Source organism: Pseudomonas putida S13.1.2, from assembly GCF_000498395.2.
GTDB lineage: Bacteria > Pseudomonadota > Gammaproteobacteria > Pseudomonadales > Pseudomonadaceae > Aquipseudomonas > Aquipseudomonas putida_Q.
Genome location: NZ_CP010979.1, coordinates 1,747,325 through 1,773,894 on the forward strand (window position 1 = coordinate 1,747,325; position 26,570 = coordinate 1,773,894).

General features: G+C 63.4%; 29 protein-coding genes and 1 pseudogene. 22 read left to right on the forward strand and 8 right to left on the reverse strand.

Annotated elements, in window-relative coordinates:
• Window positions 1-30: 30 nt before the first annotated feature.
• Together paaX and paaY are read right to left on the reverse strand one after the other, a co-directional pair.
• Entirely contained in the window at window positions 31-954 is a 924-nt protein-coding gene (gene paaX, locus N805_RS07935) for a phenylacetic acid degradation operon negative regulatory protein PaaX (RefSeq protein WP_177313744.1), read from the reverse strand.
• A gap of 77 nt (window positions 955-1,031) precedes the next feature.
• Window positions 1,032-1,631 (reverse strand): phenylacetic acid degradation protein PaaY, encoded by a 600-nt coding sequence (paaY, locus tag N805_RS07940; RefSeq protein WP_019470786.1) that lies wholly within the window; start codon window positions 1,629-1,631, stop codon window positions 1,032-1,034.
• Window positions 1,632-1,983: 352 nt separating this feature from the next.
• Between paaY and paaF the strand changes: the two genes are divergently transcribed.
• The 16 genes and pseudogenes from paaF to N805_RS30485 all read left to right on the forward strand — a co-directional run bounded on the left by paaF (window position 1,984) and on the right by N805_RS30485 (window position 17,928).
• On the forward strand, window positions 1,984-2,757 hold the full coding sequence (paaF, locus tag N805_RS07945; protein ID WP_019470785.1) for a 2,3-dehydroadipyl-CoA hydratase PaaF: 774 nt from the start codon (window positions 1,984-1,986) through the stop codon (window positions 2,755-2,757).
• A 34-nt stretch (window positions 2,758-2,791) separates the two neighbouring features.
• Window positions 2,792-3,583, forward strand: a complete 792-nt coding sequence (gene paaG / locus N805_RS07950) for a 2-(1,2-epoxy-1,2-dihydrophenyl)acetyl-CoA isomerase PaaG (protein ID WP_019470784.1) — start codon at window positions 2,792-2,794, stop codon at window positions 3,581-3,583.
• 2 nt (window positions 3,584-3,585) lie between these two features.
• The gene (paaH, locus tag N805_RS07955) at window positions 3,586-5,103 is read left to right on the forward strand and encodes a 3-hydroxyacyl-CoA dehydrogenase PaaH (RefSeq protein WP_019470783.1); all 1,518 of its coding nucleotides are present in this window, start codon (window positions 3,586-3,588) and stop codon (window positions 5,101-5,103) included.
• A complete protein-coding gene (gene paaI, locus N805_RS07960; RefSeq protein WP_019470782.1) occupies window positions 5,096-5,536 on the forward strand; it encodes a hydroxyphenylacetyl-CoA thioesterase PaaI in 441 nt (146 codons plus the stop codon). Before paaH ends, paaI begins: the two co-directional genes overlap by 8 nt.
• Window positions 5,529-6,749: a 3-oxoadipyl-CoA thiolase gene (gene pcaF / locus N805_RS07965; protein WP_019470781.1), complete on the forward strand. Its 1,221-nt coding sequence runs from the start codon at window positions 5,529-5,531 to the stop codon at window positions 6,747-6,749. Before paaI ends, pcaF begins: the two co-directional genes overlap by 8 nt.
• 121 nt (window positions 6,750-6,870) lie before the next feature.
• On the forward strand, window positions 6,871-8,190 hold the full coding sequence (gene paaK, locus N805_RS07970; protein WP_019470780.1) for a phenylacetate--CoA ligase PaaK: 1,320 nt from the start codon (window positions 6,871-6,873) through the stop codon (window positions 8,188-8,190).
• A 216-nt stretch (window positions 8,191-8,406) separates the two neighbouring features.
• Window positions 8,407-9,396 carry a 1,2-phenylacetyl-CoA epoxidase subunit PaaA gene (gene paaA, locus N805_RS07975; protein ID WP_019470779.1) on the forward strand — a complete coding sequence of 330 codons (990 nt, stop codon included), beginning with the start codon at window positions 8,407-8,409 and terminating at the stop codon, window positions 9,394-9,396.
• Between the two features lie 25 nt (window positions 9,397-9,421).
• Complete coding sequence (paaB, locus tag N805_RS07980) at window positions 9,422-9,703, forward strand: 1,2-phenylacetyl-CoA epoxidase subunit PaaB (RefSeq protein WP_004374528.1); 282 nt, start codon at window positions 9,422-9,424, stop codon at window positions 9,701-9,703.
• A gap of 8 nt (window positions 9,704-9,711) precedes the next feature.
• Window positions 9,712-10,470: a 1,2-phenylacetyl-CoA epoxidase subunit PaaC gene (gene paaC, locus N805_RS07985; RefSeq protein WP_019470778.1), complete on the forward strand. Its 759-nt coding sequence runs from the start codon at window positions 9,712-9,714 to the stop codon at window positions 10,468-10,470.
• Window positions 10,457-10,990: a 1,2-phenylacetyl-CoA epoxidase subunit PaaD gene (paaD, locus tag N805_RS07990; protein WP_019470777.1), complete on the forward strand. Its 534-nt coding sequence runs from the start codon at window positions 10,457-10,459 to the stop codon at window positions 10,988-10,990. Before paaC ends, paaD begins: the two co-directional genes overlap by 14 nt.
• A gap of 15 nt (window positions 10,991-11,005) precedes the next feature.
• Window positions 11,006-12,082, forward strand: coding sequence for a 1,2-phenylacetyl-CoA epoxidase subunit PaaE (gene paaE / locus N805_RS07995; protein WP_019470776.1), 1,077 nt, complete (start codon window positions 11,006-11,008; stop codon window positions 12,080-12,082).
• Window positions 12,083-12,303: 221 nt separating this feature from the next.
• Entirely contained in the window at window positions 12,304-12,612 is a 309-nt protein-coding gene (locus N805_RS08000) for a DUF485 domain-containing protein (RefSeq protein ID WP_016499671.1), read from the forward strand.
• A pseudogene (locus N805_RS08005) lies at window positions 12,609-14,171 on the forward strand (cation acetate symporter); the annotation flags it as partial. The gene N805_RS08000 and the pseudogene N805_RS08005, both read left to right, overlap by 4 nt.
• 39 nt (window positions 14,172-14,210) lie before the next feature.
• The gene (locus tag N805_RS08010) at window positions 14,211-15,443 is read left to right on the forward strand and encodes an OprD family porin (protein ID WP_019470774.1); all 1,233 of its coding nucleotides are present in this window, start codon (window positions 14,211-14,213) and stop codon (window positions 15,441-15,443) included.
• A 37-nt stretch (window positions 15,444-15,480) separates the two neighbouring features.
• Entirely contained in the window at window positions 15,481-17,535 is a 2,055-nt protein-coding gene (gene paaZ, locus N805_RS08015) for a phenylacetic acid degradation bifunctional protein PaaZ (protein WP_019470773.1), read from the forward strand.
• A gap of 222 nt (window positions 17,536-17,757) precedes the next feature.
• Window positions 17,758-17,928 carry a hypothetical protein gene (locus N805_RS30485; RefSeq protein WP_019470772.1) on the forward strand — a complete coding sequence of 57 codons (171 nt, stop codon included), beginning with the start codon at window positions 17,758-17,760 and terminating at the stop codon, window positions 17,926-17,928.
• Window positions 17,929-18,004: 76 nt separating this feature from the next.
• Here the strand turns inward: N805_RS30485 and N805_RS08020 are convergent, their stop codons facing one another.
• The 3 genes from N805_RS08020 to N805_RS08030 form a co-directional block, all read right to left on the reverse strand.
• Window positions 18,005-18,274, reverse strand: coding sequence for a DUF6555 family protein (locus tag N805_RS08020; protein ID WP_016487162.1), 270 nt, complete (start codon window positions 18,272-18,274; stop codon window positions 18,005-18,007).
• Window positions 18,275-18,391: 117 nt separating this feature from the next.
• Window positions 18,392-19,582 (reverse strand): zinc-dependent alcohol dehydrogenase, encoded by a 1,191-nt coding sequence (locus N805_RS08025; RefSeq protein ID WP_019470771.1) that lies wholly within the window; start codon window positions 19,580-19,582, stop codon window positions 18,392-18,394.
• A gap of 101 nt (window positions 19,583-19,683) precedes the next feature.
• Window positions 19,684-19,893: a general stress protein gene (locus N805_RS08030; RefSeq protein WP_019470770.1), complete on the reverse strand. Its 210-nt coding sequence runs from the start codon at window positions 19,891-19,893 to the stop codon at window positions 19,684-19,686.
• 264 nt (window positions 19,894-20,157) lie between these two features.
• On the opposite strand from N805_RS08030, the gene N805_RS08035 reads away from it, so the two are divergent.
• Window positions 20,158-20,556 carry an NUDIX hydrolase gene (locus tag N805_RS08035; RefSeq protein ID WP_019470769.1) on the forward strand — a complete coding sequence of 133 codons (399 nt, stop codon included), beginning with the start codon at window positions 20,158-20,160 and terminating at the stop codon, window positions 20,554-20,556.
• 58 nt (window positions 20,557-20,614) lie between these two features.
• Here the strand turns inward: N805_RS08035 and N805_RS08040 are convergent, their stop codons facing one another.
• Window positions 20,615-21,166, reverse strand: a complete 552-nt coding sequence (locus N805_RS08040; protein WP_019470768.1) for an ATP-dependent Clp protease proteolytic subunit — start codon at window positions 21,164-21,166, stop codon at window positions 20,615-20,617.
• Between the two features lie 275 nt (window positions 21,167-21,441).
• Here N805_RS08040 and N805_RS08045 point away from each other — a divergent pair, with 275 nt between their 5' ends.
• The 5 genes from N805_RS08045 to N805_RS08065 are packed head-to-tail and all read left to right on the forward strand — an operon-like array spanning window position 21,442 to window position 25,738.
• A complete protein-coding gene (locus N805_RS08045) occupies window positions 21,442-22,359 on the forward strand; it encodes a DUF72 domain-containing protein (protein WP_019470766.1) in 918 nt (305 codons plus the stop codon).
• Window positions 22,356-23,141, forward strand: a complete 786-nt coding sequence (locus N805_RS08050; RefSeq protein WP_019470765.1) for an endonuclease/exonuclease/phosphatase family protein — start codon at window positions 22,356-22,358, stop codon at window positions 23,139-23,141. Before N805_RS08045 ends, N805_RS08050 begins: the two co-directional genes overlap by 4 nt.
• Window positions 23,138-24,340 carry a cardiolipin synthase ClsB gene (gene clsB, locus N805_RS08055; RefSeq protein ID WP_019470764.1) on the forward strand — a complete coding sequence of 401 codons (1,203 nt, stop codon included), beginning with the start codon at window positions 23,138-23,140 and terminating at the stop codon, window positions 24,338-24,340. Before N805_RS08050 ends, clsB begins: the two co-directional genes overlap by 4 nt.
• Complete coding sequence (locus N805_RS08060) at window positions 24,340-25,293, forward strand: lysylphosphatidylglycerol synthase domain-containing protein (RefSeq protein WP_019470763.1); 954 nt, start codon at window positions 24,340-24,342, stop codon at window positions 25,291-25,293. The genes clsB and N805_RS08060 overlap by 1 nt, the downstream gene beginning before the upstream one ends.
• A 28-nt stretch (window positions 25,294-25,321) precedes the next feature.
• On the forward strand, window positions 25,322-25,738 hold the full coding sequence (locus N805_RS08065) for a hypothetical protein (protein WP_026034382.1): 417 nt from the start codon (window positions 25,322-25,324) through the stop codon (window positions 25,736-25,738).
• Window positions 25,739-25,887: 149 nt separating this feature from the next.
• Here the strand turns inward: N805_RS08065 and N805_RS29730 are convergent, their stop codons facing one another.
• Together N805_RS29730 and N805_RS08070 are read right to left on the reverse strand one after the other, a co-directional pair.
• On the reverse strand, window positions 25,888-26,094 hold the full coding sequence (locus N805_RS29730; RefSeq protein ID WP_019470761.1) for a metallothionein: 207 nt from the start codon (window positions 26,092-26,094) through the stop codon (window positions 25,888-25,890).
• The gene (locus tag N805_RS08070) at window positions 26,091-26,555 is read right to left on the reverse strand and encodes a hypothetical protein (protein ID WP_019470760.1); all 465 of its coding nucleotides are present in this window, start codon (window positions 26,553-26,555) and stop codon (window positions 26,091-26,093) included. The genes N805_RS29730 and N805_RS08070 overlap by 4 nt, the downstream gene beginning before the upstream one ends.
• Window positions 26,556-26,570: the final 15 nt, after the last annotated feature.

The following is a 26,570-nucleotide window of genomic DNA, read 5'->3' on the forward strand; positions in this document are numbered from 1 at the left end:
CTTTGCCGACGTGTTTTGATATCGCCGGCTTCAGCCCAAACCACCAAACCGCTTGTAGAAGCTCTCGTTGACATCCGGCAGCGGCCCATCCGCCGTCTCCAGCGCGGTCCCCAGCCACGCTTCCGCCTTGTCCCACACCAGCCGATAGAGGTTACGGCACAACTGGCGAGCAGCCCTGCCTTCCCAGTCCCCAGGCAGCAGCTCATCCGGCAACTGCGGGTCACGCAGCAGCAGCCGGCGGTACTCGTGGATCAACAAGGTCCGCGCCAGGAAGCAGTCCTGGGCATCGAGCTCCTTCTGCTCCTTGAGCGCCTGCCACAGCGGCCGGAACAAGCGGATGAATTCGCTGTAGTGCTCGCCCAGTTCCTCGATCCGCCAGCTCTCCCGCACCTGGGCGCGCATGGCCTTGGAGGCCAGTACTTCCTGGGTGTGGGTTTCGAAGACGATGCTGTCGTCAGTGGCGTCCAGCTCGCGCAAGGTGGTCGCCAGGTCGGCACGATCAGCGCGCGGGCAGCCGAGTACGTTCGGGGCGATGGCGCCGTAGCCCTGCCACTCCAGTTCTTCGCGCACGGCCTTGCGCTTGCTGGCCTCCAGCTGCGACAGCAACACCAGCGTCCAGGCGCCGTCCCAGGCTGGCAGGCTCGCACTGTAAACGCGCTTGAAGGCTTTTTCGAAACGGCGCCGGCCCGTGCCGGTGAGGCTGTAATAGCTGCGCCGGCCGACTTTTTCGGCGGTCAGCCAGCCTTCCTTGGTCAGGCGAAAGATCGACGTGCGGATCAACCGCTCGTTGATACCTATCGGCTCCAGCAGGTTGATCAGGCTACCCAGCCAGACGGTCCCGCCGTGGGGCTCGATGGCATCGCCGTACAAGGTGATGATCAGGGAGCTGGCGCGGATTGGCGTCTGCTCCTGAAAGCGAGTGATCAGGTTGTTCAGTGGGGCAAGATTGCTCATGGGCGAACTGTGCGCGGATAAAGCACCGACTATACCTGTGCGGCGGGCCGCCTGACCATTGCGTGACGCTACCAGGCTCATGCCGTTGCCTGGCCTTTGGGTCTGACACCGGTGTCTTGCATGCGCGGCCGCTCCGGTTCGGCTTCGGCCAATGGCGGGCATTCGACCATGCTGTTCATGCAGCGCTGCGCCAGGTGCTGATACTCCGCAGTACCGCGCTGCTTCCAGGCCAACTCCTGTTCGCTGAGGGGCCGTTTGACCTGGGCCGGCGACCCCATCACCAGGCTTTGCGCTTCACATGCGAAGCCGGCTTTGACGAACGCGGTCGCCGCGACGATGCAGCGTGGCGCGATATGGGCGCCATCCATCACCACTGCGTTCATGCCGATCAATGCGTCCTCCCCCACTTTGCAGCCGTGCAACACCGCGCCATGCCCGACATGCCCGTTGCGTTCTACTAGCGTGTCGCCACCCGGAAATCCGTGCATCACGCAGGTGTCCTGCAGGTTGGCGCCCTCCTCCAGCACAATGCGGCCGAAATCGCCCCTGAGCGATGCCAAGGGGCCTATGTAGCAACGCGGGCCGACGATGACGTCACCGATCAGTACTGCACTTGGGTGCACGTAGGCAGTCGGGTGAACCACAGGCGTCAGGCCGTCCAGTCGATAGCAAGGCATGAAAGCTCCGGAAATGATTTGAAATGGCAATCGATCTTGTATCACAAGAATGAGCGCCGTCAATCTATCTTGCCGTGTATCACATTCCCCTCGGTATAGATTCGAAGCAGAACCTCAATGGGATCCAGCAAAATCAGGCTAAAAGCAGCTTTAATCGTCACAAATCGTTCTCGGGATGTAGCGCCAGGCCCCTGATAAGAGATACGGCAAAACATTTTCACTATTGCTTTTGTGTATCGCGTAATGCATATACTGACCTCACCTGGTCGTGATCCAGCGTCACGCCCCTGCAAACAATTCCAAGAAATGCCGGCCCCACGATGTGCCGTGCGTGCAGCCAGAGGAACCCGACATGCCGCGATATCTCGATGTGCAGGCGCCGGAACACGGCGTTCAGCTCATTACCCTGCAACGGCCCGAGGCACTGAACGCCCTGTGCACCGAGTTACTGGCAGAACTGGCCACTGCGCTGGATGCAGCCGCCCAGGATGACCAGACCGGCGCTGTGGTGGTCACCGGCAGCCGCAAGGCATTCGCCGCAGGCGCTGACATCCGCGAAATGGCCGAGCGCGACCTGGTCGGCATCCTCAACGACCCTCGAGTAGCCCACTGGCAACGCATCGCCGCCTTTGCCAAGCCGCTGATTGCTGCAGTCAACGGCTACGCCCTGGGTGGCGGTTGCGAATTGGTGATGTGTGCCGACATCGTCATCGCCGGTACCGACGCCCGCTTCGGCCAGCCGGAGATCAACCTCGGCATCATCCCCGGTGCCGGCGGTACCCAGCGCCTGTTGCGTGCCGTCGGCAAACCGCTGGCCATGCAGATGGTGCTGACGGGCGAAGCCATCACTGCCCGTCACGCCCAGCAGGCCGGCCTGGTCAGCGAAGTAACCCAGCCCGAATTCACCGTAGAACGCGCCATGCGGATCGCCCGCAGCATCGCCGCCAAGGCGCCGCTGGCAGTGCGCCTGGCAAAAGAGGCGCTGCTCAAGGCCGGTGATACCGACCTGGCCAGTGGCCTGCGCTTCGAGCGCCATGCATTCACCCTGCTGGCCGGCACGTCAGACCGTGACGAAGGCATTCGCGCCTTCCAGGAAAAGCGCCAGGCCCGCTTCCAAGGCCGCTGATCACCTACCCCTCGACCGACGGAGCGAGTCTGTCATGACTTTCCAGCACATCCTGTTTTCCATCGAGGACGGCGTCGCCCTCCTTTCTTTGAATCGCCCCGAGCAGCTGAACAGCTTCAACACCGCCATGCATCTGGAAGTGCGCGAAGCACTCAAGCAGGTTCGCCAGAGCAGTGAGGCGCGGGTGTTGCTGCTGACGGCCGAGGGCCGCGGCTTTTGCGCCGGCCAGGATCTGTCCGACCGTAACGTCGCCCCAGGCGCCGAGGTGCCAGACCTGGGCGAATCGATCGACAAGTTCTACAACCCGTTGGTGCGCACCCTGCGCGACCTGCCGCTGGCGGTGATCTGTGCGGTAAACGGTGTGGCCGCCGGCGCCGGTGCCAACATCCCGCTGGCCTGCGACCTGGTGCTGGCCGCCCGATCGGCCAGCTTCATCCAGGCATTTTGCAAGATCGGCCTGGTGCCGGACTCTGGTGGTACCTGGTTGCTGCCGCGCCTGGTCGGCATGGCGCGGGCTAAAGCACTGGCCATGCTGGGCGAGCGCCTTGGCGCCGAACAAGCCCAGCAATGGGGGCTGATCCATCGCGTGGTAGACGATGCTGCACTGCGTGACGAAGCCCTCACCATCGCCCGCCAGCTCGCCACCCAGCCCACCTACGGACTGGCCCTGATCAAGCGCAGCCTCAATGCCAGTTTCGACAACGGCTTCGATGAACAGCTGGAACTTGAGCGCGACCTGCAACGCCTGGCCGGGCGCAGCGAAGACTACCGTGAAGGCGTGAGCGCCTTCATGAACAAGCGCACACCCGCTTTCAAGGGGCGCTGAACATGGCCGCACTCGCAAGCAACGTGCAAGTAGCGGTGATCGGTGCCGGCGCCATGGGGGCCGGCATCGCCCAGGTCGCGGCGCAGGCCGGTCACCCGGTGAAGCTCTACGACAACCGCCCGGGGGCTGCCGCCCAGGCAGTGGCCGGTATTGAACGGCAACTCGCCCGGCTCGTGGAAAAAGGCAAGCTGCTGACCGCAGAGCGCGAAATGATCAGCCTTCGGCTATGCCCGGTCGACACGCTCGAAGCATTGGCTGATGCCGGCCTGGTGATCGAGGCTATCGTCGAGAACCTGCAGGTCAAGCAGGCGCTGTTCAGTCAGCTCGAAGCCCTGTGCACGGCTGATTGCATCATCGCCAGCAACACTTCGTCGCTGTCCATCACCAGCCTTGCTGCCGGCCTTGTACGCCCGCAGCAAGTGGTGGGCATGCACTTCTTCAACCCGGCACCGCTGATGGCGCTGGTCGAGGTGGTGTCGGGCCTGGCAACCGAACCGGCCGTGGCCGCGTGTATCTACGATACCGCCCAGGCCTGGGGCAAACAGCCGGTGCACACGCGTTCGACACCGGGCTTTATTGTCAACCGTGTGGCGCGGCCTTTTTACGCCGAAAGCTTGCGCCTGCTGCAGGAGGGAGCCGCCGATTGCGCCAGCCTCGATGCGCTGCTCCGTGATGCGGGTGGCTTCCGCATGGGGGCGTTCGAGCTTTCCGACCTGATCGGCCACGACGTCAACTACGCCGTTACCTGCTCGGTGTTCGACGCATTCTATGGGGATTTCCGCTTCCAGCCTTCACTGGTGCAAAAAGAGCTGGTGGATGCCGGCCGCCTCGGCCGCAAGAGTGGCCAAGGCTTCTATAGCTACGCCGAAGGCGCGCAGCGCCCTGGGCCGGCCGAACTGCACAGCCCCGCCAGCGCCGAAGCCTGTGTTATCGAGGGGCATCTGGGTGTGCTGCAGCCACTGGCCGAACGCCTGCGCCGTAATGGGATTGCCGTCACTCAGCGCGCCGGCAGCGGCGTGATCCAGGTCGGTGATGCCACCCTGGCACTGTCCGATGGCCGCCTCGCCAGCCAGCGCGCCCGTGAAGATGGCCTGCGCAACCTGGTGCTGCTCGATCTTGCGCTGGACTACAGCACCGCCTCGCGTATTGCCATCAGCTGGTCGGCCGATACCACCGAAACCGCTCGCGACCAGGCGGTGGCCCTGCTGCAGCGGGCTGGCCTCAAGGTGACTGCGGTCGCCGACCTGCCCGGCCTGGTAGTGCTGCGCACCGTGGCAATGCTCGCCAACGAGGCCGCCGATGCCGTGTTGCAGGGCGTCGGCAGCGCCGCTGACATCGACCTGGCCATGCGCGCCGGTGTCAATTACCCCTGTGGCCCGCTGGCCTGGGCTACGAACATCGGCATTACCCACACATTGCGCGTGCTCGACAACCTGCAGCGCAGCTACGGCGAGAGCCGCTACCGCCCTTCTCTGCTGTTACGTCGTTGTGAGGCCAAAGGAGGCACCCTGCATGACTGAACTCGAACTGGCACAAGCCTGTGCCGATGCCATGTATGCCCGCGACCCGGCCACTCAGGGCCTGGGCATCAGCCTGTTGGATGCCGGCCCGGGCCGGGCAAGCCTGCGCATGCCGGTGCGCGCCGACATGATCCAGGGCCATGGCACCTGCCATGGCGGCTTCCTGTTCGCCCTGGCCGATTCGGCTTTTGCCTTCGCTTGTAATAGCTACGACCAGGCCACCGTGGCACTGGGCTGCAGCATCGACTACCTGGCCCCGGCGCTGCGCGATGACGTGCTCACCGCCGACGCCAGCGAGGTCAGCCGCAAAGGCCGCACCGGCCTGTACGACGTGCGCATCCACAACCAGCGCGGTGAGCTGGTGGCGATGTTCCATGGCAAATCCTACAAAGTGCGCGGCACCGTGCTGGCGCAGGAGACGCAAGATGACTGAACCTACCCTCGCCGACGCCCTGATCATCGACGCCGTGCGCACCCCCATTGGCCGCTATGCCGGGGCGTTGAGCGGCGTACGTGCCGACGACCTCGCCGCCATCCCGCTGAAGGCCTTGATCCAGCGCCACCCCGAGCTTGACTGGAAAGCGGTCGACGACGTGATCCTCGGCTGTGCCAACCAGGCCGGGGAAGACAACCGCAACGTGGCCCACATGGCCAGCCTGCTGGCCGGGCTGCCACTCGAAGTCCCGGGGACCACGATCAACCGCCTGTGCGGTTCCGGCCTGGACGCCATCGGCAACGCGGCCCGCGCCCTGCGCTGCGGTGAAGCCGGGCTAATGCTGGCTGGCGGCGTGGAGTCGATGTCGCGAGCACCCTTCGTGATGGGTAAGTCGGAGCAGGCGTTTGGCCGCGCAGCCGACTTGTTCGATACCACCATCGGTTGGCGCTTTGTCAATCCGCTGATGAAGGCTGCCTACGGCACCGATTCGATGCCGGAAACGGCTGAAAACGTCGCGGAACAGTTTGCCATCTCTCGCGCCGACCAGGATGCCTTCGCGCTGCGCAGCCAGCACAAGGCGGCCACTGCCCAGGCCCGGGGCCGCCTGGCGCAAGAAATCGTGCCGGTCGAGATCCCGCAACGCAAAGGCCCGCCCAAAGTGGTCGAGCACGATGAACATCCGCGCGGTGACACGACGCTGGAACAGCTGGCCCGCCTCGGCACGCCATTCCGTGAGGGCGGTAGCGTCACCGCCGGCAATGCCTCCGGTGTCAACGACGGCGCCTGCGCCTTGCTGCTGGCCAGCAGCGCTGCTGCCCGCCGCCATGGTTTGAAAGCCCGCGGCCGTATCGTCGGCATGGCGGTGGCCGGGGTCGAGCCGCGGCTGATGGGCATCGGCCCGGTGCCGGCAACCCGCAAGGTGCTTGAACTGACGGGTTTGTCGCTGGCCGACCTGGACGTCATCGAGCTCAACGAAGCCTTCGCCGCCCAGGGCTTGGCAGTGTTGCGCGAACTGGGCCTGGCCGACGACGACCCCCGCGTCAACCGCAACGGCGGAGCCATCGCCCTCGGCCATCCGCTGGGCATGAGCGGTGCACGCCTGGTGACCACCGCGCTGCACGAACTGGAAGAAACCGCCGGCCGCTATGCCCTGTGCACCATGTGCATTGGCGTTGGCCAGGGTATCGCCATGGTCATCGAGCGCCTCTGAGCGGATCAGACCGTCAGCCTGTTACCGAACCGAACGCAGCCGTATATGCTGCGCTCATGACACTCACCGCGCGGCCCGCAACCGGCGCTGCGCGGCGTACAAGAACAATTCGAGTGAAGCCATGAACATGCACCATGATGCCGACCGTGCCCTGTTGGACCCGATGGAAACCGCCAGTGTCGACGCCCTGCGCCAGCACCAGCTGGAGCGCCTGCGCTGGAGCCTGAAGCACGCCTACGACAATGTGCCGCTGTACCGCCAGCGCTTTGCCGAATGCGGCGCCCACCCCGACGACCTCACGTGCCTGGAAGACCTGGCGAAGTTCCCCTTCACCGGCAAGAACGACCTGCGCGACAACTACCCCTACGGCATGTTTGCCGTCCCTCAGGAGGAAGTGGTACGCCTGCATGCTTCCAGTGGTACCACCGGCAAGCCCACGGTGGTCGGCTACACGCAGAACGACATTCATACCTGGGCCAATGTGGTCGCCCGCTCGATCCGCGCTGCTGGCGGGCGCAAAGGTGACAAGGTGCATGTTTCCTACGGCTACGGCCTGTTCACCGGGGGGCTTGGCGCGCATTACGGCGCCGAGCGCCTGGGCTGCACGGTAATCCCGATGTCCGGTGGCCAGACCGAGAAGCAGGTGCAGCTGATCCGCGACTTCCAGCCCGACATCATCATGGTCACACCGTCCTACATGCTCAACCTGGCCGACGAGATTGAGCGCCAGGGCATCGACCCGCATGACCTCAAGCTGCGCCTGGGCATTTTCGGTGCCGAGCCCTGGACCGATGAGCTGCGCCGCTCGATCGAGCAGCGCCTGGGTATCGATGCCCTCGACATCTATGGCCTGTCGGAAATCATGGGCCCCGGGGTGGCGATGGAGTGCATCGAGACCAAGGACGGCCCGACCATCTGGGAAGACCATTTCTACCCCGAGATCATCGACCCGGTCACCGGCCAGGTTTTGCCAGACGGCCAGCTGGGCGAACTGGTGTTCACCTCGCTAAGCAAGGAGGCGCTGCCGATGGTGCGCTACCGCACCCGCGACCTCACCCGCCTGCTGCCCGGTACCGCCAGGCCGATGCGGCGGATCGGCAAGATCACCGGGCGCAGCGACGACATGCTGATCATTCGCGGCGTCAACGTGTTCCCGACCCAGATCGAGGAGCAGGTGCTGAAAATAAAACAGCTTTCAGAAATGTATGAGATTCATCTGTATCGCAATGGCAACCTGGACAGTGTCGAGGTGCATGTTGAATTGCGTGCAGAGTGCCAGCACCTCGATGAAGGCCAGCGCAAGCTGGTCATAGGGGAGCTGAGCAAGCAGATCAAGACCTACATCGGCATCAGTACCCAGGTGCACCTGCAGCCTTGCGGCACGCTCAAGCGTTCAGAGGGCAAGGCGTGCCACGTGTACGACAAACGGTTGGCCAGCTGATTCATTCGGTTGCCTTGTCGGCCCCGGCATTGTCCGGGGCTTTTTTTTTTCGTTTTATGCGCGCTTACAGGTGCCGCGCAACCCCTGTGGGAGCGGGTTTGCCCGCGAAGAGGCCGAAAAGCGATACACAAATCTTATCTGATACACATAAAACTGTTTGACGTTATGTTTTGTATCGCTTACAAATGACTCATGCCTTAGCAGGAGTCGCCGCACATGTACGCACAGCTAGTGGAAACCGGAGTCAAGCGCGTCAAGTCGCTGGAAGAAATGTCCCCCGAGGAACGCAACTTCCAGGAAAAGATCGACGCCGAAATCAAGATCGAAGCCAAGAACTGGATGCCCGAGGCCTACCGCCAGACCTTGATCCGGCAGATCTCCCAGCACGCCCACTCGGAAATCATCGGCATGCTGCCCGAAGGCAACTGGGTCACCCGCGCGCCGAGCCTCAAGCGCAAGCTGCAACTGATGGCCAAGATCCAGGATGAAGCCGGCCACGGCCTGTACCTGTACAGCGCCATGGAAACCCTGGGCGCCGACCGCGACGAAGAAATCGCCAAGCTGCACAGCGGCAAGGCCAAGTACTCGAGCATCTTCAACTACCCCACCCTCAGCTGGGCGGACATGGGCGCAGTGGGCTGGCTGGTGGATGGCGCCGCAATCGTCAACCAGGTGGTGCTGCAGCGCACCTCCTATGGCCCCTACTCCCGCGCAATGATCCGTATCTGCAAGGAAGAGAGCTTCCACCAGCGCCAGGGCTACGAAATTCTCCTGACCATGATGCGTCACGGCACCCAGGCCCAGCGCGACATGGTCCAGGACGCGATCAATCGCCTGTGGTGGCCATCGCTGATGATGTTCGGCCCCAGCGACGAACACTCCCCCAACAGCGCCCAGTCCATGGCCTGGAAGATCAAGCGCCAGACCAACGATGAACTGCGCCAGCGTTTCATCGACCAGACCGTGCCGCAGCTCGAACTGCTCGGCTGCACCGCCCCCGACCCTGAACTGAAGTGGAACGCCGAGCGCGGTCACTACGACTTCGGCGAAATCCAGTGGGACGAGTTTTACGAGGTGATCAAGGGCAACGGCCCGTGCAACCAGGAACGTGTCGCCACCCGCCGCAAGGCCATCGAGGACGGCGCCTGGGTACGCGAGGCCGCCGTGGCCTACGCGCGCAAGCAACAGAACAAGAACGCCGCCTGAGCGGCGATTGATGCGGAGATCGAAAATGTCTGTCTGGACCCTCTACGAAGTGTTCGTGCGCAGCAAGCACGGCCTTAACCACAAGCATGTCGGCAGCGTGCACGCCGCCGATGCCGCCATGGCCATCGAAAATGCCCGCGAGCTGTACACCCGCCGCAGCGAGGGCGTCAGCCTGTGGGTGGTGCCTTCGGCGCTGATCACCGCCTCCTCCCCCGACGAGAAAGACCCGCTGTTCGCTCCTTCGGACGACAAGGTCTACCGCCATGCCAGCTTCTACGAGCTGCCCGATGAAGTCGGACACATGTGAGGTTGGCCATGCACAACGAAGCCCTGATCCCTTACCTGCTGCTGCTCGGCGACAGTGCCCTGGTCCAAGGCCAGCGCCTCTGCGAATGGTGCGGCCACGCCCCTGCCATCGAAGAAGAGCTTGCCCTGATGAACGTTGGCCTCGACCTGGTCGGCCAGGCGCGCAACTGGCTGGAATACGCAGCCGAACTGCTTGACGACGGTCGCGACGCCGACGCCCTGGCCTTCCGCCGAGACGAGCGCGCCTACCGCAACTTGCTGCTGGTCGAGCAACCCAACGGTGATTTCGCCGTGACCATGACCAAGCAGTTCCTCTACGACGCCTGGCACTTCGCCGTGCTACAGGGCTTGGTCGGGGCCCGCGACGAGCGTATCGCCGGTATCGCCGCCAAGGCACTCAAGGAAGTCACCTACCACCTGCGCCGTTCCAGCGAGTGGGTGCAGCGCATGGGGGGCGGTACAGAAGAAAGCCGCCAACGCATGCTCGCCGCCATTGCGGCACTGTGGCGCTTCACCGTCGAACTGACGGCCGCTAGCGACAACGAGGTGCAGTTGGCCGAAGCGGATATTGCCGCCGACCCTGCCACCGTGGGTGCTGCGTGGCTCAAACAGGTGAGCGAGACTTTCGCGTCTGTCGAGCTGCCGCTGCCCAAGGCTGCCAGCCACTTCTACCTGGACAGTCGCAAAGGCCTGCACACCGAGCACCTGGGGCTGCTGCTGGCCGAGATGCAGTTCCTGCCAAGGGCCTACCCCGATGCAACCTGGTGAGCTGATCGCCGGCGACCGTGGCGCGCGGCCGGCACGCGGCGACGACCTGGCCCGGGCCTGGGAGGTCCTGGCCCAGGTCATGGACCCGGAAGTGCCTGTGGTCAGCGTGGTCGACCTGGGAATAGTCCGCGACCTCGACTGGCGCGCCGGCCACCTGCACCTGGTGGTCACGCCGACCTACTCCGGCTGCCCGGCCACCGAGGTGATCGAGGGTGATATCCGGCAGGCGCTGGAGCAGGCGGGCTTCCCCGCACCGGATCTTGAACGCCGGTTGACCCCGGCGTGGAGCACCGACTGGATCAGCGAGCTGGGCCGCGAGCGCCTGCGCCTCTACGGCATCGCCCCGCCGCAAGGCAGCGCCAGCAAGCGCAGCCTGCTAGGTGAAGCGCCCCAGGTGTGCTGCCCGCAGTGCGGCAGCGCCCATACCGAATTGCTCAGCCAGTTCGGTTCCACCGCTTGCAAGGCGCTGTACCGCTGCCGCGAGTGCCTGGAGCCGTTCGACTATTTCAAATGCATTTGAGCCGTGGAGAACGCCATGAGCCAGTTTCACAGCCTGACCATCAAGCAAGTGCGCAACGAAACCCGTGATGCGGTTTCGATTGCCTTCGACGTGCCCGAGCACCTGCAGGCGCAGTTCCGTTTCACCCAGGGCCAGTATCTGGTCATGCGTACGCAACTGGACAACGAAGAGGTCCGCCGCTCTTACTCTATCTGCAGCGCCGTGCAGGACGGCGAGCTGCGCGTGGCCGTCAAGCGCGTGCCAGGCGGGCGTTTCTCGGCGTTTGCCAATGAAGTGCTCAAGGCCGGCCAGCAACTGGAGGTGATGCCGCCATCGGGCAGCTTCTTCGTGCCGCTGGACCCTGCCCGCCAGGGCAATTACCTGGGCGTGGCCGCCGGCAGCGGCATTACCCCAATCCTGTCGATTATCGGTACCACCCTGGACAGCGAGCCGCACAGCCGCTTCACCTTGCTGTACGGCAACCGTTCCAGCTCTGGGGCGCTGTTTCGCGACAAGCTCGAAGACCTGAAAAACCGCTACCTCGACCGCCTGAACCTGATTTTCGTGTTCAGCCGCGAGCAGCAGGACGTCGACCTGTACAACGGTCGCATCGACGCCGACAAGTGCGGCCAGCTGTTTTCGCGCTGGCTGGACGTTCCAGGCCTGGACGCGGCCTTCATCTGCGGCCCACAGGCGATGACCGAAACCGTGCGTGACAGCCTGCAGGCCAATGGCCTGGGCAAGGAGCGCATTCATTTCGAGCTGTTCGCCGCCGACGGCAGCGAAACCCGCCGCGAAGCCCGTGAGGCCGCACGCCAGGTGGATTCGGCGCTCAGCCACATCACCGTGATCAGCGACGGCCGTGCCCTCACCTTCGACTTGCCACGCAACACCCAGAACGTGCTGGACGCCGGCAATGCCAGCGGCGCCGAACTGCCCTACTCGTGCAAGGCCGGTGTGTGCTCGACCTGCAAGTGCCGGGTGATCGAGGGGGAAGTGGAAATGGACAGCAACCATGCCCTTGAAGACTACGAAGTGGCAGCCGGGTATGTGCTGTCGTGCCAGACCTACCCGGTAAGCGACAAGGTGGTGCTCGACTTCGACCAGCTCTAAAGAAAACCGCTCGGACTGTTAAAACGGTCCCTGTAGGAGCGGCCTTGTGTCGCGAAAGGGCTGCGTAGCAGCCCCGGCAATTTTTTGATCGGAGCCAATGGGGTCGCGTTGCGACCCTTTCGCGACACAAGGCCGCTCCTACAGAGATCGGGTAGTCAGCGCCGAACGCAACCCCCGCGTGACCTCAACAAAACAATTACAAAACCAAGAGATCGCTTGCCATGACACCCGAACGCATAGAAAGCATCGCCAACCACCCCGATTTCCAGCACCTGGTGCGGCGTAAACGCCGCCTCAACGGCAGCCTGACCCTGGCCATGCTGGTGATCTACTACGGCTTCGTCCTGCTGGTGGCGTTCTCTCCCAGCACCCTTGGCCAGTCCCTCAGCGGCGGTGTGACTACCGTCGGCATGCTGGTGGGTGTGCTGATGGTGCTGCTGTCCTTTGCCCTGACCGGCATCTACGTGCACCGCGCCAACAATGTGCTCGACCCGCTCAACGAAAAGGTCAAGCAGGAGTGTGCACAATGAACTGGACTGCCATCTCGATGTTCATGGTGTTCGTCTGCTTCACCCTGCTGGTCACCCGCTGGGCTGCCTTGCGCACCCGCTCGGCCAGCGACTTCTATACCGCCGGCGGGGGCCTGACCGGCATGCAGAACGGCCTGGCGATTGCCGGCGACATGATCAGCGCCGCCTCCTTCCTGGGCATTTCCGCGATGATGTTCATGAACGGCTATGACGGCCTGTTGTATGCCCTGGGCGTGCTGGCCGGCTGGCCGATCATTCTGTTTTTGATCGCCGAACGGCTGCGCAACCTGGGCAAGTACACCTTTGCCGATGTAGTCAGTTACCGCCTGGCACAAACCCCGGTGCGCCTGACTTCGGCGTTTGGCACCCTGGTCGTGGCACTGATGTACCTGGTGGCGCAGATGGTCGGTGCCGGCAAGCTGATCGAGCTGCTGTTCGGCATCAGCTACCTGTACGCCGTGATGCTGGTCGGCGTACTGATGGTTGCCTACGTGACCTTCGGCGGCATGCTCGCCACTACTTGGGTGCAGATCATCAAGGCGGTGATGCTGCTGTCGGGCACCAGCTTCATGGCGTTCATGGTGCTCAAGCACTTTGGCTTCAGCACCGAGGCCATGTTCGCCAGCGCCGTGGCCGTGCATGCCAAGGGCCAGGCCATCATGGCCCCGGGCGGCCTGCTATCCAACCCGGTGGATGCCATTTCCCTCGGCTTGGGCATGATGTTCGGCACTGCCGGCCTGCCGCATATCCTGATGCGCTTCTTTACCGTCAGTGATGCCAAGGAAGCACGCAAGAGCGTGTTCTACGCCACTGGTTTCATCGGTTACTTCTACCTGCTGCTGATCGTCATCGGCTTTGGTGCCATCGTGATGGTCGGCACCGAGCCGTCCTACCGCGACGCCACCGGTGCAATCATTGGCGGCGGCAACATGATCGCCGTGCACCTGGCCCAGGCTGTCGGTGGCAACTTGTTCCTTGGCTTCATCTCTGCCGTGGCCTTCGCCACCATCCTTGCCGTGGTCGCCGGCCTGGCGCTGTCCGGCGCATCGGCGGTCTCCCACGATCTGTATGCCTGCGTGATCCGCCAAGGCAAGGCCACCGAACAGGAGGAAATGCGCGTATCGCGTATCGCCACCCTGCTGATCGGCCTGCTGGCGGTAATGCTCGGCCTGATGTTCGAGTCGCAGAACATCGCCTTCCTCTCCGGCCTGGTGCTGGCGGTGGCTGCCTCGGTCAACTTCCCGGTACTGCTCCTTTCGATGTTCTGGAAAGGCCTGACCACCCGCGGCGCGGTGTGCGGCAGCATGGCCGGCCTGGCGTCGGCGGTGCTGCTAGTGGTACTGGGCCCGGCAGTGTGGGTCAACGTGCTGCATCATGAGAAAGCGCTGTTCCCGTACAGCAACCCGGCGTTGTTCTCCATGAGCCTGGCATTCCTCAGTGCGTGGGTGTTCTCGGTTACCGACAGCTCCGAACGTGCCAGTGAAGAGCGTGGCCGCTACCTGGCCCAGTTCATCCGCTCCATGACCGGTATCGGCGCTGCCGGCGCCAGCAAGCACTGACCTCAGGGACGAACAACCATGTCGGGTAAAACAACAACAATGAACCGCACGCACATCATGTCAGCTGCCTGGCTGGCCACACTCGCCTTGCCAGTGCCGGCGATGGCCGATTTCATCGGCGACAGCCACGCACGCCTGGAGCTGCGCAACCACTACATCAACCGCGACTTTCGCCAGAGCAACGCCCCGCAGGCCAAGGCAGAGGAATGGGGCCAGGGCTTCACCGCCAAGCTGGAATCGGGCTTCACCGAGGGCCCGGTCGGCTTTGGCGTTGACGCCATGGGCCAGTTGGGTATCAAGCTCGACTCCAGCCGCGACCGCCGCAATACCGGGCTGCTGCCCTTCGGCCCGAATAGCCACGAACCGGTTGATGATTACAGCGAACTGGGCCTGACCGGCAAAATCCGCGTGTCCAAAAGCACCCTGCGCCTGGGCACGCTGCAACCGATCCTGCCGGTGGTGGTCTACAACGACACCCGCCTGCTGGCGTCCACCTTCCAGGGCGGCCTGCTGACCAGCCAGGATCTCGATGGCCTTACCGTCAACGCCGGCCGCCTGACCAAGGCCAACCTGCGCGACTCCTCGGGCCGCGACGACATCGGCTATGGCGCTGCCAGCAGTGACCACCTGGACTTTGGCGGTGGCAGCTACGCCATCACCCCGCAAACCAGCGTCAGCTACTACTACGCCAAGCTCGAGGATATCTACCGCCAGCAGTTCGTCGGCCTGATCGATACCCGCCCCTTGAGCGAAGGCGTGAGCCTGCGCAGCGACCTGCGCTACTTCGACAGCCGCAACGACGGCGCCGAGCGCGCTGGCAACATCGACAACCGCAACTTCAACGCCATGTTCACCCTCGGCGTGCGGGCGCACAAGTTCACCGCCACCTGGCAACAGATGTCGGGCGACAGTGCCTTCCCGTTCGTCAACGGCGGCGACCCGTTCACCGTCAACCTGGTGACCTACAACACCTTCACCCGTGCCGGGCTGGACTCCTGGCAAGTGCGCTATGACTACGACTTTGTCGCCATGGGCATCCCCGGCCTGAGTTTCATGACGCGCTACACCGACGGCCGTCACGCCGAAACCGCCACTGTCAGCAATGGCCGCGAGCGCGAGCGCGACACCGACATCACCTACGTCATCCAGAGCGGCCCGTTCAAGGACGTGAGCCTGCGCTGGCGCAACGTCACCTTCCGTTCCGGCAATGGCCTGACCAACGCCGTGGACGAAAACCGCCTGATCATCGGCTACACCCTGGCGCTGTGGTAACAGCGCCCCCCTACATTTGAACAGCATGGAGAACAGCATGTCTGCCGCCCCTACTCTGCAAAGCTTCATCGCCGGCCGCTGGCTCGGCCAGCACGGCGCCCAGGCCCTGCGCAGCGCCCTCGACGGCCACGTACTGGCCTACAGCCACGAAGAGCGCCCGGACTTCGCCGAAGCCGTCGACTTTGCCCGTGCTCGCGGCCTGGCCAGCCTGACGGCCATGGATTTCCAGCAACGCGCTGCACGCCTGAAAGCGCTGGCCCTGTACCTGGCCGAACGCAAGGAACAGCTGTACACCCTGTCGCACCATAGCGGCGCCACCCGTGCCGACAGCTGGATCGACATCGAAGGCGGCAACGCCACGTTGTTCGCCTACGCCGGCATCGGCAGCCGCGAGCTGCCGTCGGGCAACCTGGTGCATGAGGGCCCGGCCATCGCGCTGGGCAAGCAAGGCCATTTCGCCGGCAGCCACATCCTGGTGCCGCGCGCAGGGGTGGCGGTGCACATCAACGCCTTCAACTTCCCCATCTGGGGCATGCTGGAGAAGTTCGCCCCGACCTTCCTGGCGGGCATGCCGTGCATCGTCAAGCCGGCCACTTCCACCAGCTACCTGACCGAAGCCGTCGTACGCCTGATGAACGCCTCCGGCCTGCTGCCAGAGGGCAGCCTGCAACTGGTGATCGGCAGCACCGGCGACTTGCTCGACCGCCTGCAAGGCCAGGACGTGGTGACCTTCACCGGTTCCGCCGATACCGCCGCCAAATTGCGCGTCACGCCCAACCTGATACGTAATTCGGTACCGTTCACCGCCGAAGCCGACTCGCTGAACTGCGCCATCCTCGGCCCGGACGTCACCCCGGACAGCGAGGAGTTCGACCTGTACATCAAGGAGGTGGTGCGTGAAATGACCACCAAAGCCGGGCAGAAGTGCACCGCCATCCGCCGCGCCATCGTGCCGGCCAAACACATCGACGCCGTTGCCACGCGCTTGCGCGAGCGTTTGAGCAAGGTGGTAGTGGGTGACCCGTCGCTGGAAGGCGTACGCATGGGCGCCCTGGCCTCTCACGACCAGCAGCACGACGTAGCCGAGCGGGTGCGCAGCCTGCTGCAAAGCTGTGATCAGCTGTTCGGCGCCAGCGATGGCTTCGCCCCGCGGGGCGATGGTGTGGCCGAGGGCGCATTCTTTGCCCCGACCCTGCTGCAGGCCCGCGACCCGCATGCCGAAGGCGGCGCCCACGATATCGAAGCGTTCGGCCCGGTCAGCACGCTGATGGCCTACGACGACCTCGACGAAGCCTTGGCACTGGCCGCACGGGGCAAAGGCAGCCTGGTGGCGACCTTGGTCACCGCCGACCGCAGCATCGCCGCCAAGGCCATTCCGGTGGCGGCGGCCTGGCATGGCCGCCTGCTGGTACTCGACAGTGAAGCCGCCAAGGAATCCACCGGCCACGGCTCGCCGCTGCCGCAGCTCAAGCACGGCGGCCCGGGCCGCGCCGGCGGCGGTGAAGAGCTGGGTGGCTTGCGCGCGGTCAAGCACTACCTGCAACGCGCTGCCGTACAAGGCTCGCCGAGCATGCTCACGGCGGTTACCGGCGAATACGTGCGCGGTGGCGAAGTGATCGAGAGCGAAGTGCACCCGTTCCGCCGCTACTTCGAGCAGTTGCGCATCGGTGAATCGCTGCTCACCCACCGCCGCACCGTGACCGAAGCCGACCTGGTGAACTTCGGCTGCCTGTCGGGCGACCATTTCTACATGCACTTTGACGAAATCGCGGCCAAGCAATCGCAGTTCGGTAAACGCATCGCCCACGGTTACTTCGTGCTGTCGGCTGCAGCCGGGCTGTTCGTGTCGCCCGGTGCCGGGCCGGTGCTGGCCAACTATGGCCTGGATACGCTGCGCTTCATCAACCCGGTGGGCATCGGCGATACCATCCAGGCGCGCCTGACCTGCAAGCGCAAGATCGACCAGGGCAAGACCAGCCCGCTGGGCCAGCCGCAGGGGGTGGTGGCGTGGGATGTCGAGGTGACCAACCAGCTGGGTGAGCTGGTGGCCAGCTATGACATCCTGACCCTGGTGTTGAAACAGCCGGAGTGATCTGTTGACCTTGCGGGCCGCTCGCGGGTAACCCCCTCCTACAGGAACGTCACACATTTCAAAGGTTGTGCTGTCCCTGTGGGAGCGGGTTCACCCGCGAAGAGGCCCGCAAAAGTTACCCAAGACTAGACCACCGTTGGTCAGCGACTGCCGGCATTCAAAGGACTTCTGTCATAGATCTGTCGCTCTTAACCCATGAGGATCAGAGACGAGGATTGCACGATGGATTACTTACTGCGGATGGGTGGCGGCAATGTGCAGGATGACTGGCCGGAGCTTGAACCGGATCGCCGCAACGACCAAGCGGATGACCCGGATGCCGACCCCAATGTGACCGACGACGAGGACAATCGCCCCGGCGTCCCGGCCAGTGACCCCGAGTCCGGCGCCTGACAAAGCGTTTATCGACGCACCATGCTGCAGCTGGTCAGCCCGCTGCAGCATGGTTGCATGCCCGGCTGAGGTGGTATTACACCATCGCCGCCGGGTCTCCCACCGACTGGCTCGGCTTGCTCCCCGAAATCCGCCAGCTCACGCCGGTAATCCCGTAGCGCTCAGCCATTGGCCGGCTGATCTTCTTGATCTTCTCACGCCCGAATTTGGGAATGATGCCGATGCCCGCATCGCAACTTGCCCAATGCCAGGCTTCGGCATTATCCAGGCGTTCCAGGCGAATGATGAAACTGCGCGGTTGGCCATGCAGTTGGTAATCGATGATGTAAAGCTGTGGGCTAGGCATCGCAGGGGGCCTCCTCTTCTCCATGGATGACAACCTGATTGATCGGGCCATGGCCAGAAGATTCAAAATTTTGTCGAACAATTGGCACAAGCGGCCATTTCAGCGTGCTACGGCATTTTAGTAGCGCGGGTCCGGGGCCGCACCAGGCACCAGAATCACCTTGCGACAGCGCTCCTGTTGTTCATCGAACAGCTCGTAGGCACGCGCGGCATCCTCCAGCGCCATGCGGTGGGTGACGATGGCCTGCGGGTCCAGCCGCCCGGCTTCGATATGTGCCAGCAACTCCGGCAGGTAGCGTTGCACGTGGGTTTGCCCCATGCGAAAGGTCAGGCCCTTGTCGAAGGCGTCGCCAAACAGAAAACCATGAATAAACCCCGCATACACCCCCGGTACACTCACCACACCACCTCTGCGCACTGCCGCGATGCTCTGGCGCAGGGCCTTGCCGCTGCTGCCTTCGAGCTTCAGCGCTGTCAGGACCGTTTCAGTCGTGCTGCCCTTGGCTTCGAAGCCCACGGCATCGATCACCGCATCTACCCCACGCATGCCGGCGGTCTGGCGCACGATGGTATCGGCCGGGTCGTCGTCATGGGCAAAATTGACCGGAATCACCCCATAGGCCTGGTGGGCATAGTCCAGGCGGTAGCCGCATTCATCGACCATGAAGATCTGCTCCACCCCCAGCATGCGTGCGCAGGCGGCAGACAGCAGCCCGACCGGGCCGGCGCCATAGATTGCCAGTGACGAGCCCTTGCCAACTTCGGCATTGAGCACTGCCTGCCAGGCTGTGGGCAGAATGTCCGAAAGAAACAGCACCTGATCGTCGGCCAGGTGCCCCGGTACCTTGAACGGCCCCACATTGCCCTTGGGCACCCGCACATAGTCAGCCTGCCCGCCAGGTATGCCGCCATACAGGTGGCTGTAGCCGAACAGCGCTGCGCCAGACGGGATGGCCTTCTTGTTCAGCAGCGCGCCGCGCCCCGTGTTGGTCGTTTCGCAGGCGGCAAACAGGTCGTGCTGGCAGAAAAAGCAGTCACCGCAGGCGATGACAAACGGAATCACCACTCGGTCACCCGGGCGCACAGCGGTTACCGCGCTGCCCACCTCTTCGACGATGCCCATGAATTCGTGGCCAAGGATATCGCCTTGCTCGACCATGGGGATCTTGCCCCGGTACAGGTGCAGGTCGGAACCGCAGATGGCGGTGGCCGTTACCCGCAGCAGGATATCGTCGTCTTCCTGCAGGTCGGGCTCGGCAACGTTGTCGACGCGGACATCCCCTGCGCCGTGGTAGGTCAATGCGCGCATGCTCGTTTCTCCTGGCAAGTCATGGCGCGATTCCGGGTCGGCAAACCCGAAATCGCTGCCGGGTACCTGGTGGGTACTGGGCATTCAGTGAGTGGATTCACTCAGGGGGTGCGGCCCCCGCCGTGGCTGTTCTGGCCACCCTTGCGGCCGGCTTCCGAGGCACGCTGTCGGTCGTTGGCGAAATTGCCGCCAGACGCCTGGCCCCCCTTGTGACCCGCACGCGAAGCCCTTTCCCGGTCATTGGCGAAGTTGCCCGGGTTGGTTTCCTTGGTACCGCCGCGCTGGCTTGTCCGCTCTTGATCCTGCGCCATGTGGGTTCTCCTTGCGATGGATTGGCTAAGTGGCATCAATCTGTGCCATGCCTAGTTTCCGAGCCGCCGTTGCCCGGCTCTGCTCAATGCGTTTACCGGCAACTGACCAGCGGCACGAAACTTACGCCGGCAAAATGTTTGCGTGGCGGGCCCAAGGCGGTAGTGACAGGTTAGGTGCCTTGACCGTTCGTCGGGTTAAACGCAACGTTTATTGCCGCCAACGGCCGAATCTTCATGCAATACGCTCATCGTCAAGGAGCCTGAATGAAGCTGAACAAGGACCGCGCCACCATCATCTGCCGCCATGGCAAGCAAACTCATAAATGGTTATGGGTGAGAAAATCCAACGGCGCCTGGACTCTACCCGGTGGCAAGATCGAGCCTGGCGAGACGCCTGTGCAGGCTGCGGAGCGTGAGTTGCTGGAAGAGACCGGGTTGCGCGCCGAGTCGCTAACCTTGTTGATGCGCCACGAGGCCCCCGAGCGTATGCATTACGTGTTCGAAGCAGAGTTTGCCGACGCGCCCCAGCCCAAGGCGCGGCATGAAATTGCCGATTGCCGCTTTGCCCACCTGGACCAGGCGCCTGGGCTCAAGGGCGAGATCAAAATGCTGATCCGCTCGCTGTTGGCCTGCGACAGGGCCACCGCCGCGTCAGTTCGGTGAGCCTGGTGATCCCTTGCGGGCGTTTTCGCAGCTGCGAAGAGGCCGGCAAAGGCAAACCCTAGGCATGCACGCTCCACTGAACTGACTGCGCCTCGATCGGCATCTCGTCGATGGCATGAATCATCCCGCTATCCAGCGCCTCATGTGGCCCCAGAATCCGCGGGTAGGCCATCAGGTACCGCGGTACATCCAGCACTTCCGTCGCCCCCTGGGTTCGTTCGGCAACGATCTGCGCATATAACCGCAAATCATAATCCAAACTCATCGCATACTCTGCCATGCGCGAATGGTCCACTGACCCGTGCAGGGTCCAGTGAAACGGGTGGAACAGGAACTTGCTGAAACTGCACGCCGTGCGCCGTTCCCCGGCCAGGAACAGGATATTGCCCATGGACTCCACCGTGCCCAGGTTGTGGGTATGCACCTCGACCGGCAATGCCCGCAGGAAGTTGTACAGGGTAAAGCCATAACTGCACTCGCCACCCATGGTGGCGATGTTCAGTTGCAGGATCTCGGCGCCCTGTTGCAACGCCCGCGAACAGGTGTTGATCAGGTTGCCACAGGTCGAAGAGTTGATCGGCCCGGTGAAGTGGATGATATGTCTGGCCATGCTTGCCTCCAGGGGTGGCAGGTCATTCCTTGGTCTGCTGCGCATCGTCACCCACGCTCAGCGGGCGGGCGGCCCGATTGGCCAGCCAGGGGGCAAAACCGTCGGATTTCATGCTCGCACCCTTCCACAAAGCGGGTATGCGGTGGAAACGCAAGGCGCCGCAAAGTTCAACTCGGCCTGAGTCTTACCCGTTGGTCAAGCGTGATGAACCCTGACCGGTCTTTTCCAGTCGCACCTTAGAGCGACCGAACTAGAACCGGCATGAGGACGGCAGCGTGAGCGATATCCGCATCGGTATCTCCGGGTGGCGCTATGGCCCCTGGCGCAAGGACTTCTACCCCAAGGGCCTGAGGCAGGATGACGAACTGGCATTCGCTTCGCGGGCGCTTAACAGCATCGAGATAAATGGCTCGTTCTACAGCCTGCAAACTCCCGAACGTTATCAGGGCTGGCGTGACGAGACGCCGGAAGACTTCGTGTTTGCGGTCAAGGGGCCGCGCTATATCACGCATGTACGGCGGCTGAAGGAGATCGAAGAGCCGGTGGCCAACTTTTTCGCCTCTGGGCCACTTTTGCTAGGCAAAAAGCTCGGCCCGATCCTTTGGCAGTTTCCGCCCAACATGAAGTTCGATGAAGAGCGGTTTGCCCGTTTTCTCGAACTGCTGCCGCGTAATCACAAGGCGGCTCGTGAATGTGCCGAACACTGCGCGGCCCGCCTGCAAGGCAACGGCAGCCTGAACATTCGAGGCAATGCACGCTTGCGTCATGCTGTGGAGATCCGTAATGAGAGCTTCCTGTGTGAGGCCTTCATCAAGCTGTTGCGCAAGCATCGGGTCGCTTTGGTGGTTGCCGACAGCGCAGGTAAATGGCCCTACGTAGAAGACGTTACCGCCGACTTTGTGTACATGCGCCTGCATGGCGATGTCGAGCTCTACAGCAGTGGGTATACCGCAAACGCACTCAGGCGCTGGAAGCAGCGCATCCAGCGCTGGAGCCAGGGTAGCCAGGCCGATGATGCGCAATTGATCGTCCAGGGCTCCCCGCCACGCCGGGCGACGCGCGATGTCTATTGCTATTTCGACAACGACCAGAAAGTTCACGCCCCCTACGATGCGCGCCGCCTGCTGCAGAAGCTGTCGCTGGACCATGAACTGATGACCGAACCGGGCGTACTGCCGGAGGTGGCCTTGTGAACAAGACCCTGCCCGCCCCACGCTGCATCATCGACAAGGTCACTGCGGTACGCCGGCTCAACGTGCTGACACTGAACGTGCACAAGGGCTTCACCTTCTTCAACCGGCGCTTCATCCTGCCCGAGTTGCGCGAGGCCGTGCGTGCCACTGGCGCCGACCTGGTGTTTCTCCAGGAGGTGCACGGCAGCCACCAACAGCACGCCCTGCGCCACCCGGCCTGGCCAGAAACGCCGCAGTATGAATTTCTCGCCGACAGCATGTGGCCGCAGTTCGCCTACGGCCGCAATGCGGTGTACCCGCATGGCGACCACGGCAACGCGCTGCTGTCGAAATTCCCCATCAGTCACTTCAACAACCTGGATGTGTCAGTCCAGGGCAATGAGCAGCGCGGCCTGCTGCACTGCCAGCTGGACGTGCCGGGCCATGACCAGGTGCATGCGGTGTGCGTGCACCTGGGGCTGCGCGAAGCCCACCGGCAACGCCAGGTAAAGCTGATGCTCGACCTGCTGGCCAGCCTGCCGCCGAAAGCACCGGTCATCATCGCTGGCGATTTCAACGACTGGCGGCTGAAAGCGGATGCTGTGCTGTGCGAACACCTGATAGAGGTTTTCGGCGAGCACTTCGGCACCCCGGCGCGCAGTTTCCCCGCGCGCCTGCCACTGCTGCGCCTGGACCGCATCTATTTGCGCAACGCCATGCCCAGCACTGCGAAGGTGTTGTCGAATTACCCGTGGTCGCACCTGTCCGACCACGCCCCACTGGCTGCGGAGATCAACCTGTGAATCGACCTTGGGTGGACGGCAACAGCGTGCAGTTGCTGATCAATGGTGAGCAATACTACCCCCGCGTATTCGAGGCCATGGCCCAGGCGCGCGAAGAAATACTGCTGGAGACCTTCATCATCTTTGACGACAAGGTCGGCCAGCAATTGCAACAGGTGCTGATCGACGCTGCCCGGCGCGGTGTGCGGGTTGAAGTGGCGGTGGATGGCTACGGTACTGCCGACCTGCCCGCCGGTTTTATCTCGGCCATGACCGATGCGGGCGTGAGCTTCCACGCATTCGACCCACAGCCCCGACTGGTGGGCATGCGCACCAACCTGTTCCGGCGCCTGCACCGCAAGATCGTGGTAGTCGATGGTGAGCGGGCCTTCATCGGCGGCATCAACTACAGCGCCGACCATCTGGGCGATTTTGGCGCCATGGCCAAGCAGGACTATGCCGTGGAGGTCACCGGCCCGGTGGTGGCGCAGGTGCATGCCGCCAGCAAGCGCCTGATGTCGCCGGTGCTGCAGCCACCCAGCGCGGTACGCCCGGTTACCCAACCTGCCGGGGCCAGCACCGCCGTGCTGGTCGAACGCGACAACGGGCTGCGCAGTACCGATATAGAAAACCACTACCTCCAGGCATTTCGTGGCGCCAAGCAGCGCATCGTGGTTGCCAATGCGTACTTCTTCCCGGGCTACCGGCTGATGCGTGAGCTGCGCAACGCGGCCAGGCGTGGCGTGGAGGTGCGGTTGATCTTGCAGGGCCAGCCCGACATGCGCTGGGTCCGCGCACTTTCACGGCTGCTGTACAACTACCTGCTGCGCGACGGCGTGATGATTCACGAGTACTGCCAGCGGCCCCTGCACGGCAAGGTTGCACTGGTGGACGACGAGTGGGCCACCGTGGGCTCCAGCAACCTCGACCCGCTGAGCCTGTCGTTCAACCTGGAGGCCAACCTGTTCATCCGTGACCGCGCCTTCAACCAGCAACTGAACCAGCACCTGCAGGCCCTGGCCAGCGAGCAATGCAAGCCGGTGACCCTGGAGCGCATGATCCGAGGTTACTGGTGGCGCGCACCGCTGATTTTCATGTGTTTCCACGTCATCCGGAATTTTCCGCGCATTGCTGGCTGGTTCCCCGCGCACCGCCAGCGCCTGCGCTCGGTGCAGCCGGAAGTCGAAGCCCAGGGCGACCTGCACGAGGGCAATACGTGATGGCGCGCAAAGGCTGGCAAACCTGGGGCAAACGCCTGTTCACGCTGGCGTTCCTGATTCTCATACCTGTGCTGCTGTTCGTCTTGGCACGCAACCTGGACTGGAACGAAGTGCGCCAGTCATTGCTGGCCTACAAGCCTGGCACCCTGGCCATCGGCCTGGCGCTTGCGCTGTGCAGCTACCTGACATTTGCCAGCTACGACCTGCTGGCACGGGCTTACACCGGTCACCACCTACCCGCCCGGCAGGTGCTGCCAGTGGCTTTCGTGTGCTACGCCTTCAACCTCAACTTCACCACCTGGGTAGGCGGCGTTGCGTTGCGCTACCGGCTTTATGGCCGCCTGGGCCTGGATACCGCGACCATTACACGTATCCTCACCTTGGGCCTGTTGACCAACTGGATGGGTTACATGCTGTTGGCCGGCACTGTATTTGCCCTGGGCCTGGTCGAGCTGCCCAGCAACTGGGCGGTGGGCGCTACAGGCCTGCGCCTGATCGGCCTGCTGCTGTTGGCGATCGCAGGGGGTTACCTGCTGGCCTGTGGTTTTGCCAGCAAGCGCACCTGGCGCTGGCGCGAACACGAGGTGACGCTCCCGTCGCTGCGCCTGGCCCTGTGCCAGGTGGCGCTGGGCGCCAGCAACTGGGCGCTGATGGCGCTGCTGATCTTCTGGTTGCTGCCGGGTGAAGCGTTCTACCCGTCAATTCTCGGCATCCTGCTGATCAGCTGCGTGGCGGGTGTGGTTGCGCATATCCCAGCGGGGTTGGGCGTGCTTGAAGCGGTGTTCCTGGCACTGCTGCACGGGCAGATGGCCCAGGGCACGCTGGTGGCTGCCCTGCTCGGCTACCGCACGCTGTACTACCTGATACCGCTGCTGCTGGCAGTGGTGACCTACCTGATCCTGGAAAAGCGCGCCAAGGCCATGCGCCAGGGCGACAAGCCCGCCCAGACCTGACAAGGGCCGTTGGCCCTGGAGGTGGAAAATGCGTATACATGTCTTGATATTGATGGTTGCCAGCCTGGCCGGTGGCCAGGCCATGGCCGAAGGCTGCGACGTGCTGACCCGCTCGTCCAGCGACGCGGTAACGCCGGTGGAGCGGCACACCTGCTACAGCTACAGCAACCTCCCAGCCGAAGCCATCAACTGGTCGTGCAGCAACGAGAGCAAGGACATGCTCAATAGCGAAAAGAGCAAGGTAGCGCGCTGTGCCGATGGCAGCGTTGGCAGCTGCATTGCGCCTTTGACCCAGGAAACGCTGGCCAATCCCAAATCCATCGGTGGCGACAAACCGGCTTTGCCCAAGGATGCGCGGGTGATCACCTATTACTACGACACCCCCAGCCTGGGCCAGGCCCGCACCGATTGCGAGCGTAATAACGGCATCTGGCAGACCCATTGAATCCTGGGGGAAATAATCTCGCTCAGATTTTGTAAGTCGGTGCAGTCATTGTGGGAGCGGCTTTAGCCGCGAACACCGGCAACGCCGGTGCCATCCACCGCGTTGTAGCCTTCGCGGGTAAACCCGCTCCCACAGGTGCAGTGCCTGCATCAGCCCCGCATTGTTTCATTCACCGGATTGTCTGTCGCACTCTCCCCCGGCTTGTCGCCACAATGGCAGCCCTGCATCCGGCACGCATCACCACCGCGGTGCCCGCTGGCGCAGGCTTCGCAGCAATAGGCCTTGCCGTCGCGCCGCAAGGCAGTAGCATCCACGGTGCAGGAACAATGCGCGCAGGCACAGCGTTGTTCGTTCATGGCTTGCTCTCCTCGTCGTCAATCACAGCGTCGGTCCAGGGCACGCCATCCAGCGGTGCAGATCGCGCCAGCTCGGCCTCGTCCAGGCCTATGCCGCCACCGATCTCGTCGGCGTCCACCTGCCGCAAGCTCTGGTCTGCCGGGCCACCGCTGCCACCCGGCTCGTGCGGGTCGCGGGCACCGGTTTCGTCCAGCAAAGTATCCGGGCTCAGGTCGTCATAGGTGACATTGTCCTCATGCAGGCTGTCGCTCAGCGCCTCGCCGCCGGTCATGCCGCTTTCGGCCACGCGCCGAGGTGGAAACTCCCGGGCGACTTCATCGGCCGGTCGCTCGTCGCCTACACGCCCTTCACGTTCGTCCAGGCGTTCATCGAAGTCGAGCTCATGGACGCTGCCCATGCGGTCTTCGGTGTCGTCGATTTCTGGGGGGGTATACGGCTTTGGTTCATCTGCGCGTGCCATGTGCGTTCTCCGTCA

What these genes read in the sequence shown, in the direction of transcription:
- N805_RS08065 (WP_026034382.1), top strand. Translation starts at nt 25,322, where the DNA reads ATGCGTATACATGTCTTGATATTGATGGTTGCCAGCCTGGCCGGTGGC.
- paaA (WP_019470779.1), top strand. Translation starts at nt 8,407, where the DNA reads ATGTACGCACAGCTAGTGGAAACCGGAGTCAAGCGCGTCAAGTCGCTG.
- paaE (WP_019470776.1), top strand. Translation starts at nt 11,006, where the DNA reads ATGAGCCAGTTTCACAGCCTGACCATCAAGCAAGTGCGCAACGAAACC.
- N805_RS30485 (WP_019470772.1), top strand. Translation starts at nt 17,758, where the DNA reads ATGGATTACTTACTGCGGATGGGTGGCGGCAATGTGCAGGATGACTGG.
- N805_RS08000 (WP_016499671.1), top strand. Translation starts at nt 12,304, where the DNA reads ATGACACCCGAACGCATAGAAAGCATCGCCAACCACCCCGATTTCCAG.
- N805_RS08040 (WP_019470768.1), bottom strand. Translation starts at nt 21,166, where the DNA reads ATGGCCAGACATATCATCCACTTCACCGGGCCGATCAACTCTTCGACC.
- N805_RS08035 (WP_019470769.1), top strand. Translation starts at nt 20,158, where the DNA reads ATGAAGCTGAACAAGGACCGCGCCACCATCATCTGCCGCCATGGCAAG.
- paaX (WP_177313744.1), bottom strand. Translation starts at nt 954, where the DNA reads ATGAGCAATCTTGCCCCACTGAACAACCTGATCACTCGCTTTCAGGAG.
- paaZ (WP_019470773.1), top strand. Translation starts at nt 15,481, where the DNA reads ATGTCTGCCGCCCCTACTCTGCAAAGCTTCATCGCCGGCCGCTGGCTC.
- paaI (WP_019470782.1), top strand. Translation starts at nt 5,096, where the DNA reads ATGACTGAACTCGAACTGGCACAAGCCTGTGCCGATGCCATGTATGCC.
- paaH (WP_019470783.1), top strand. Translation starts at nt 3,586, where the DNA reads ATGGCCGCACTCGCAAGCAACGTGCAAGTAGCGGTGATCGGTGCCGGC.
- paaC (WP_019470778.1), top strand. Translation starts at nt 9,712, where the DNA reads ATGCACAACGAAGCCCTGATCCCTTACCTGCTGCTGCTCGGCGACAGT.
- N805_RS29730 (WP_019470761.1), bottom strand. Translation starts at nt 26,094, where the DNA reads ATGAACGAACAACGCTGTGCCTGCGCGCATTGTTCCTGCACCGTGGAT.
- N805_RS08060 (WP_019470763.1), top strand. Translation starts at nt 24,340, where the DNA reads ATGGCGCGCAAAGGCTGGCAAACCTGGGGCAAACGCCTGTTCACGCTG.
- paaF (WP_019470785.1), top strand. Translation starts at nt 1,984, where the DNA reads ATGCCGCGATATCTCGATGTGCAGGCGCCGGAACACGGCGTTCAGCTC.
- N805_RS08020 (WP_016487162.1), bottom strand. Translation starts at nt 18,274, where the DNA reads ATGCCTAGCCCACAGCTTTACATCATCGATTACCAACTGCATGGCCAA.
- paaK (WP_019470780.1), top strand. Translation starts at nt 6,871, where the DNA reads ATGAACATGCACCATGATGCCGACCGTGCCCTGTTGGACCCGATGGAA.
- paaD (WP_019470777.1), top strand. Translation starts at nt 10,457, where the DNA reads ATGCAACCTGGTGAGCTGATCGCCGGCGACCGTGGCGCGCGGCCGGCA.
- N805_RS08010 (WP_019470774.1), top strand. Translation starts at nt 14,211, where the DNA reads ATGAACCGCACGCACATCATGTCAGCTGCCTGGCTGGCCACACTCGCC.
- paaB (WP_004374528.1), top strand. Translation starts at nt 9,422, where the DNA reads ATGTCTGTCTGGACCCTCTACGAAGTGTTCGTGCGCAGCAAGCACGGC.
- paaG (WP_019470784.1), top strand. Translation starts at nt 2,792, where the DNA reads ATGACTTTCCAGCACATCCTGTTTTCCATCGAGGACGGCGTCGCCCTC.
- pcaF (WP_019470781.1), top strand. Translation starts at nt 5,529, where the DNA reads ATGACTGAACCTACCCTCGCCGACGCCCTGATCATCGACGCCGTGCGC.
- N805_RS08030 (WP_019470770.1), bottom strand. Translation starts at nt 19,893, where the DNA reads ATGGCGCAGGATCAAGAGCGGACAAGCCAGCGCGGCGGTACCAAGGAA.
- N805_RS08025 (WP_019470771.1), bottom strand. Translation starts at nt 19,582, where the DNA reads ATGCGCGCATTGACCTACCACGGCGCAGGGGATGTCCGCGTCGACAAC.
- N805_RS08070 (WP_019470760.1), bottom strand. Translation starts at nt 26,555, where the DNA reads ATGGCACGCGCAGATGAACCAAAGCCGTATACCCCCCCAGAAATCGAC.
- paaY (WP_019470786.1), bottom strand. Translation starts at nt 1,631, where the DNA reads ATGCCTTGCTATCGACTGGACGGCCTGACGCCTGTGGTTCACCCGACT.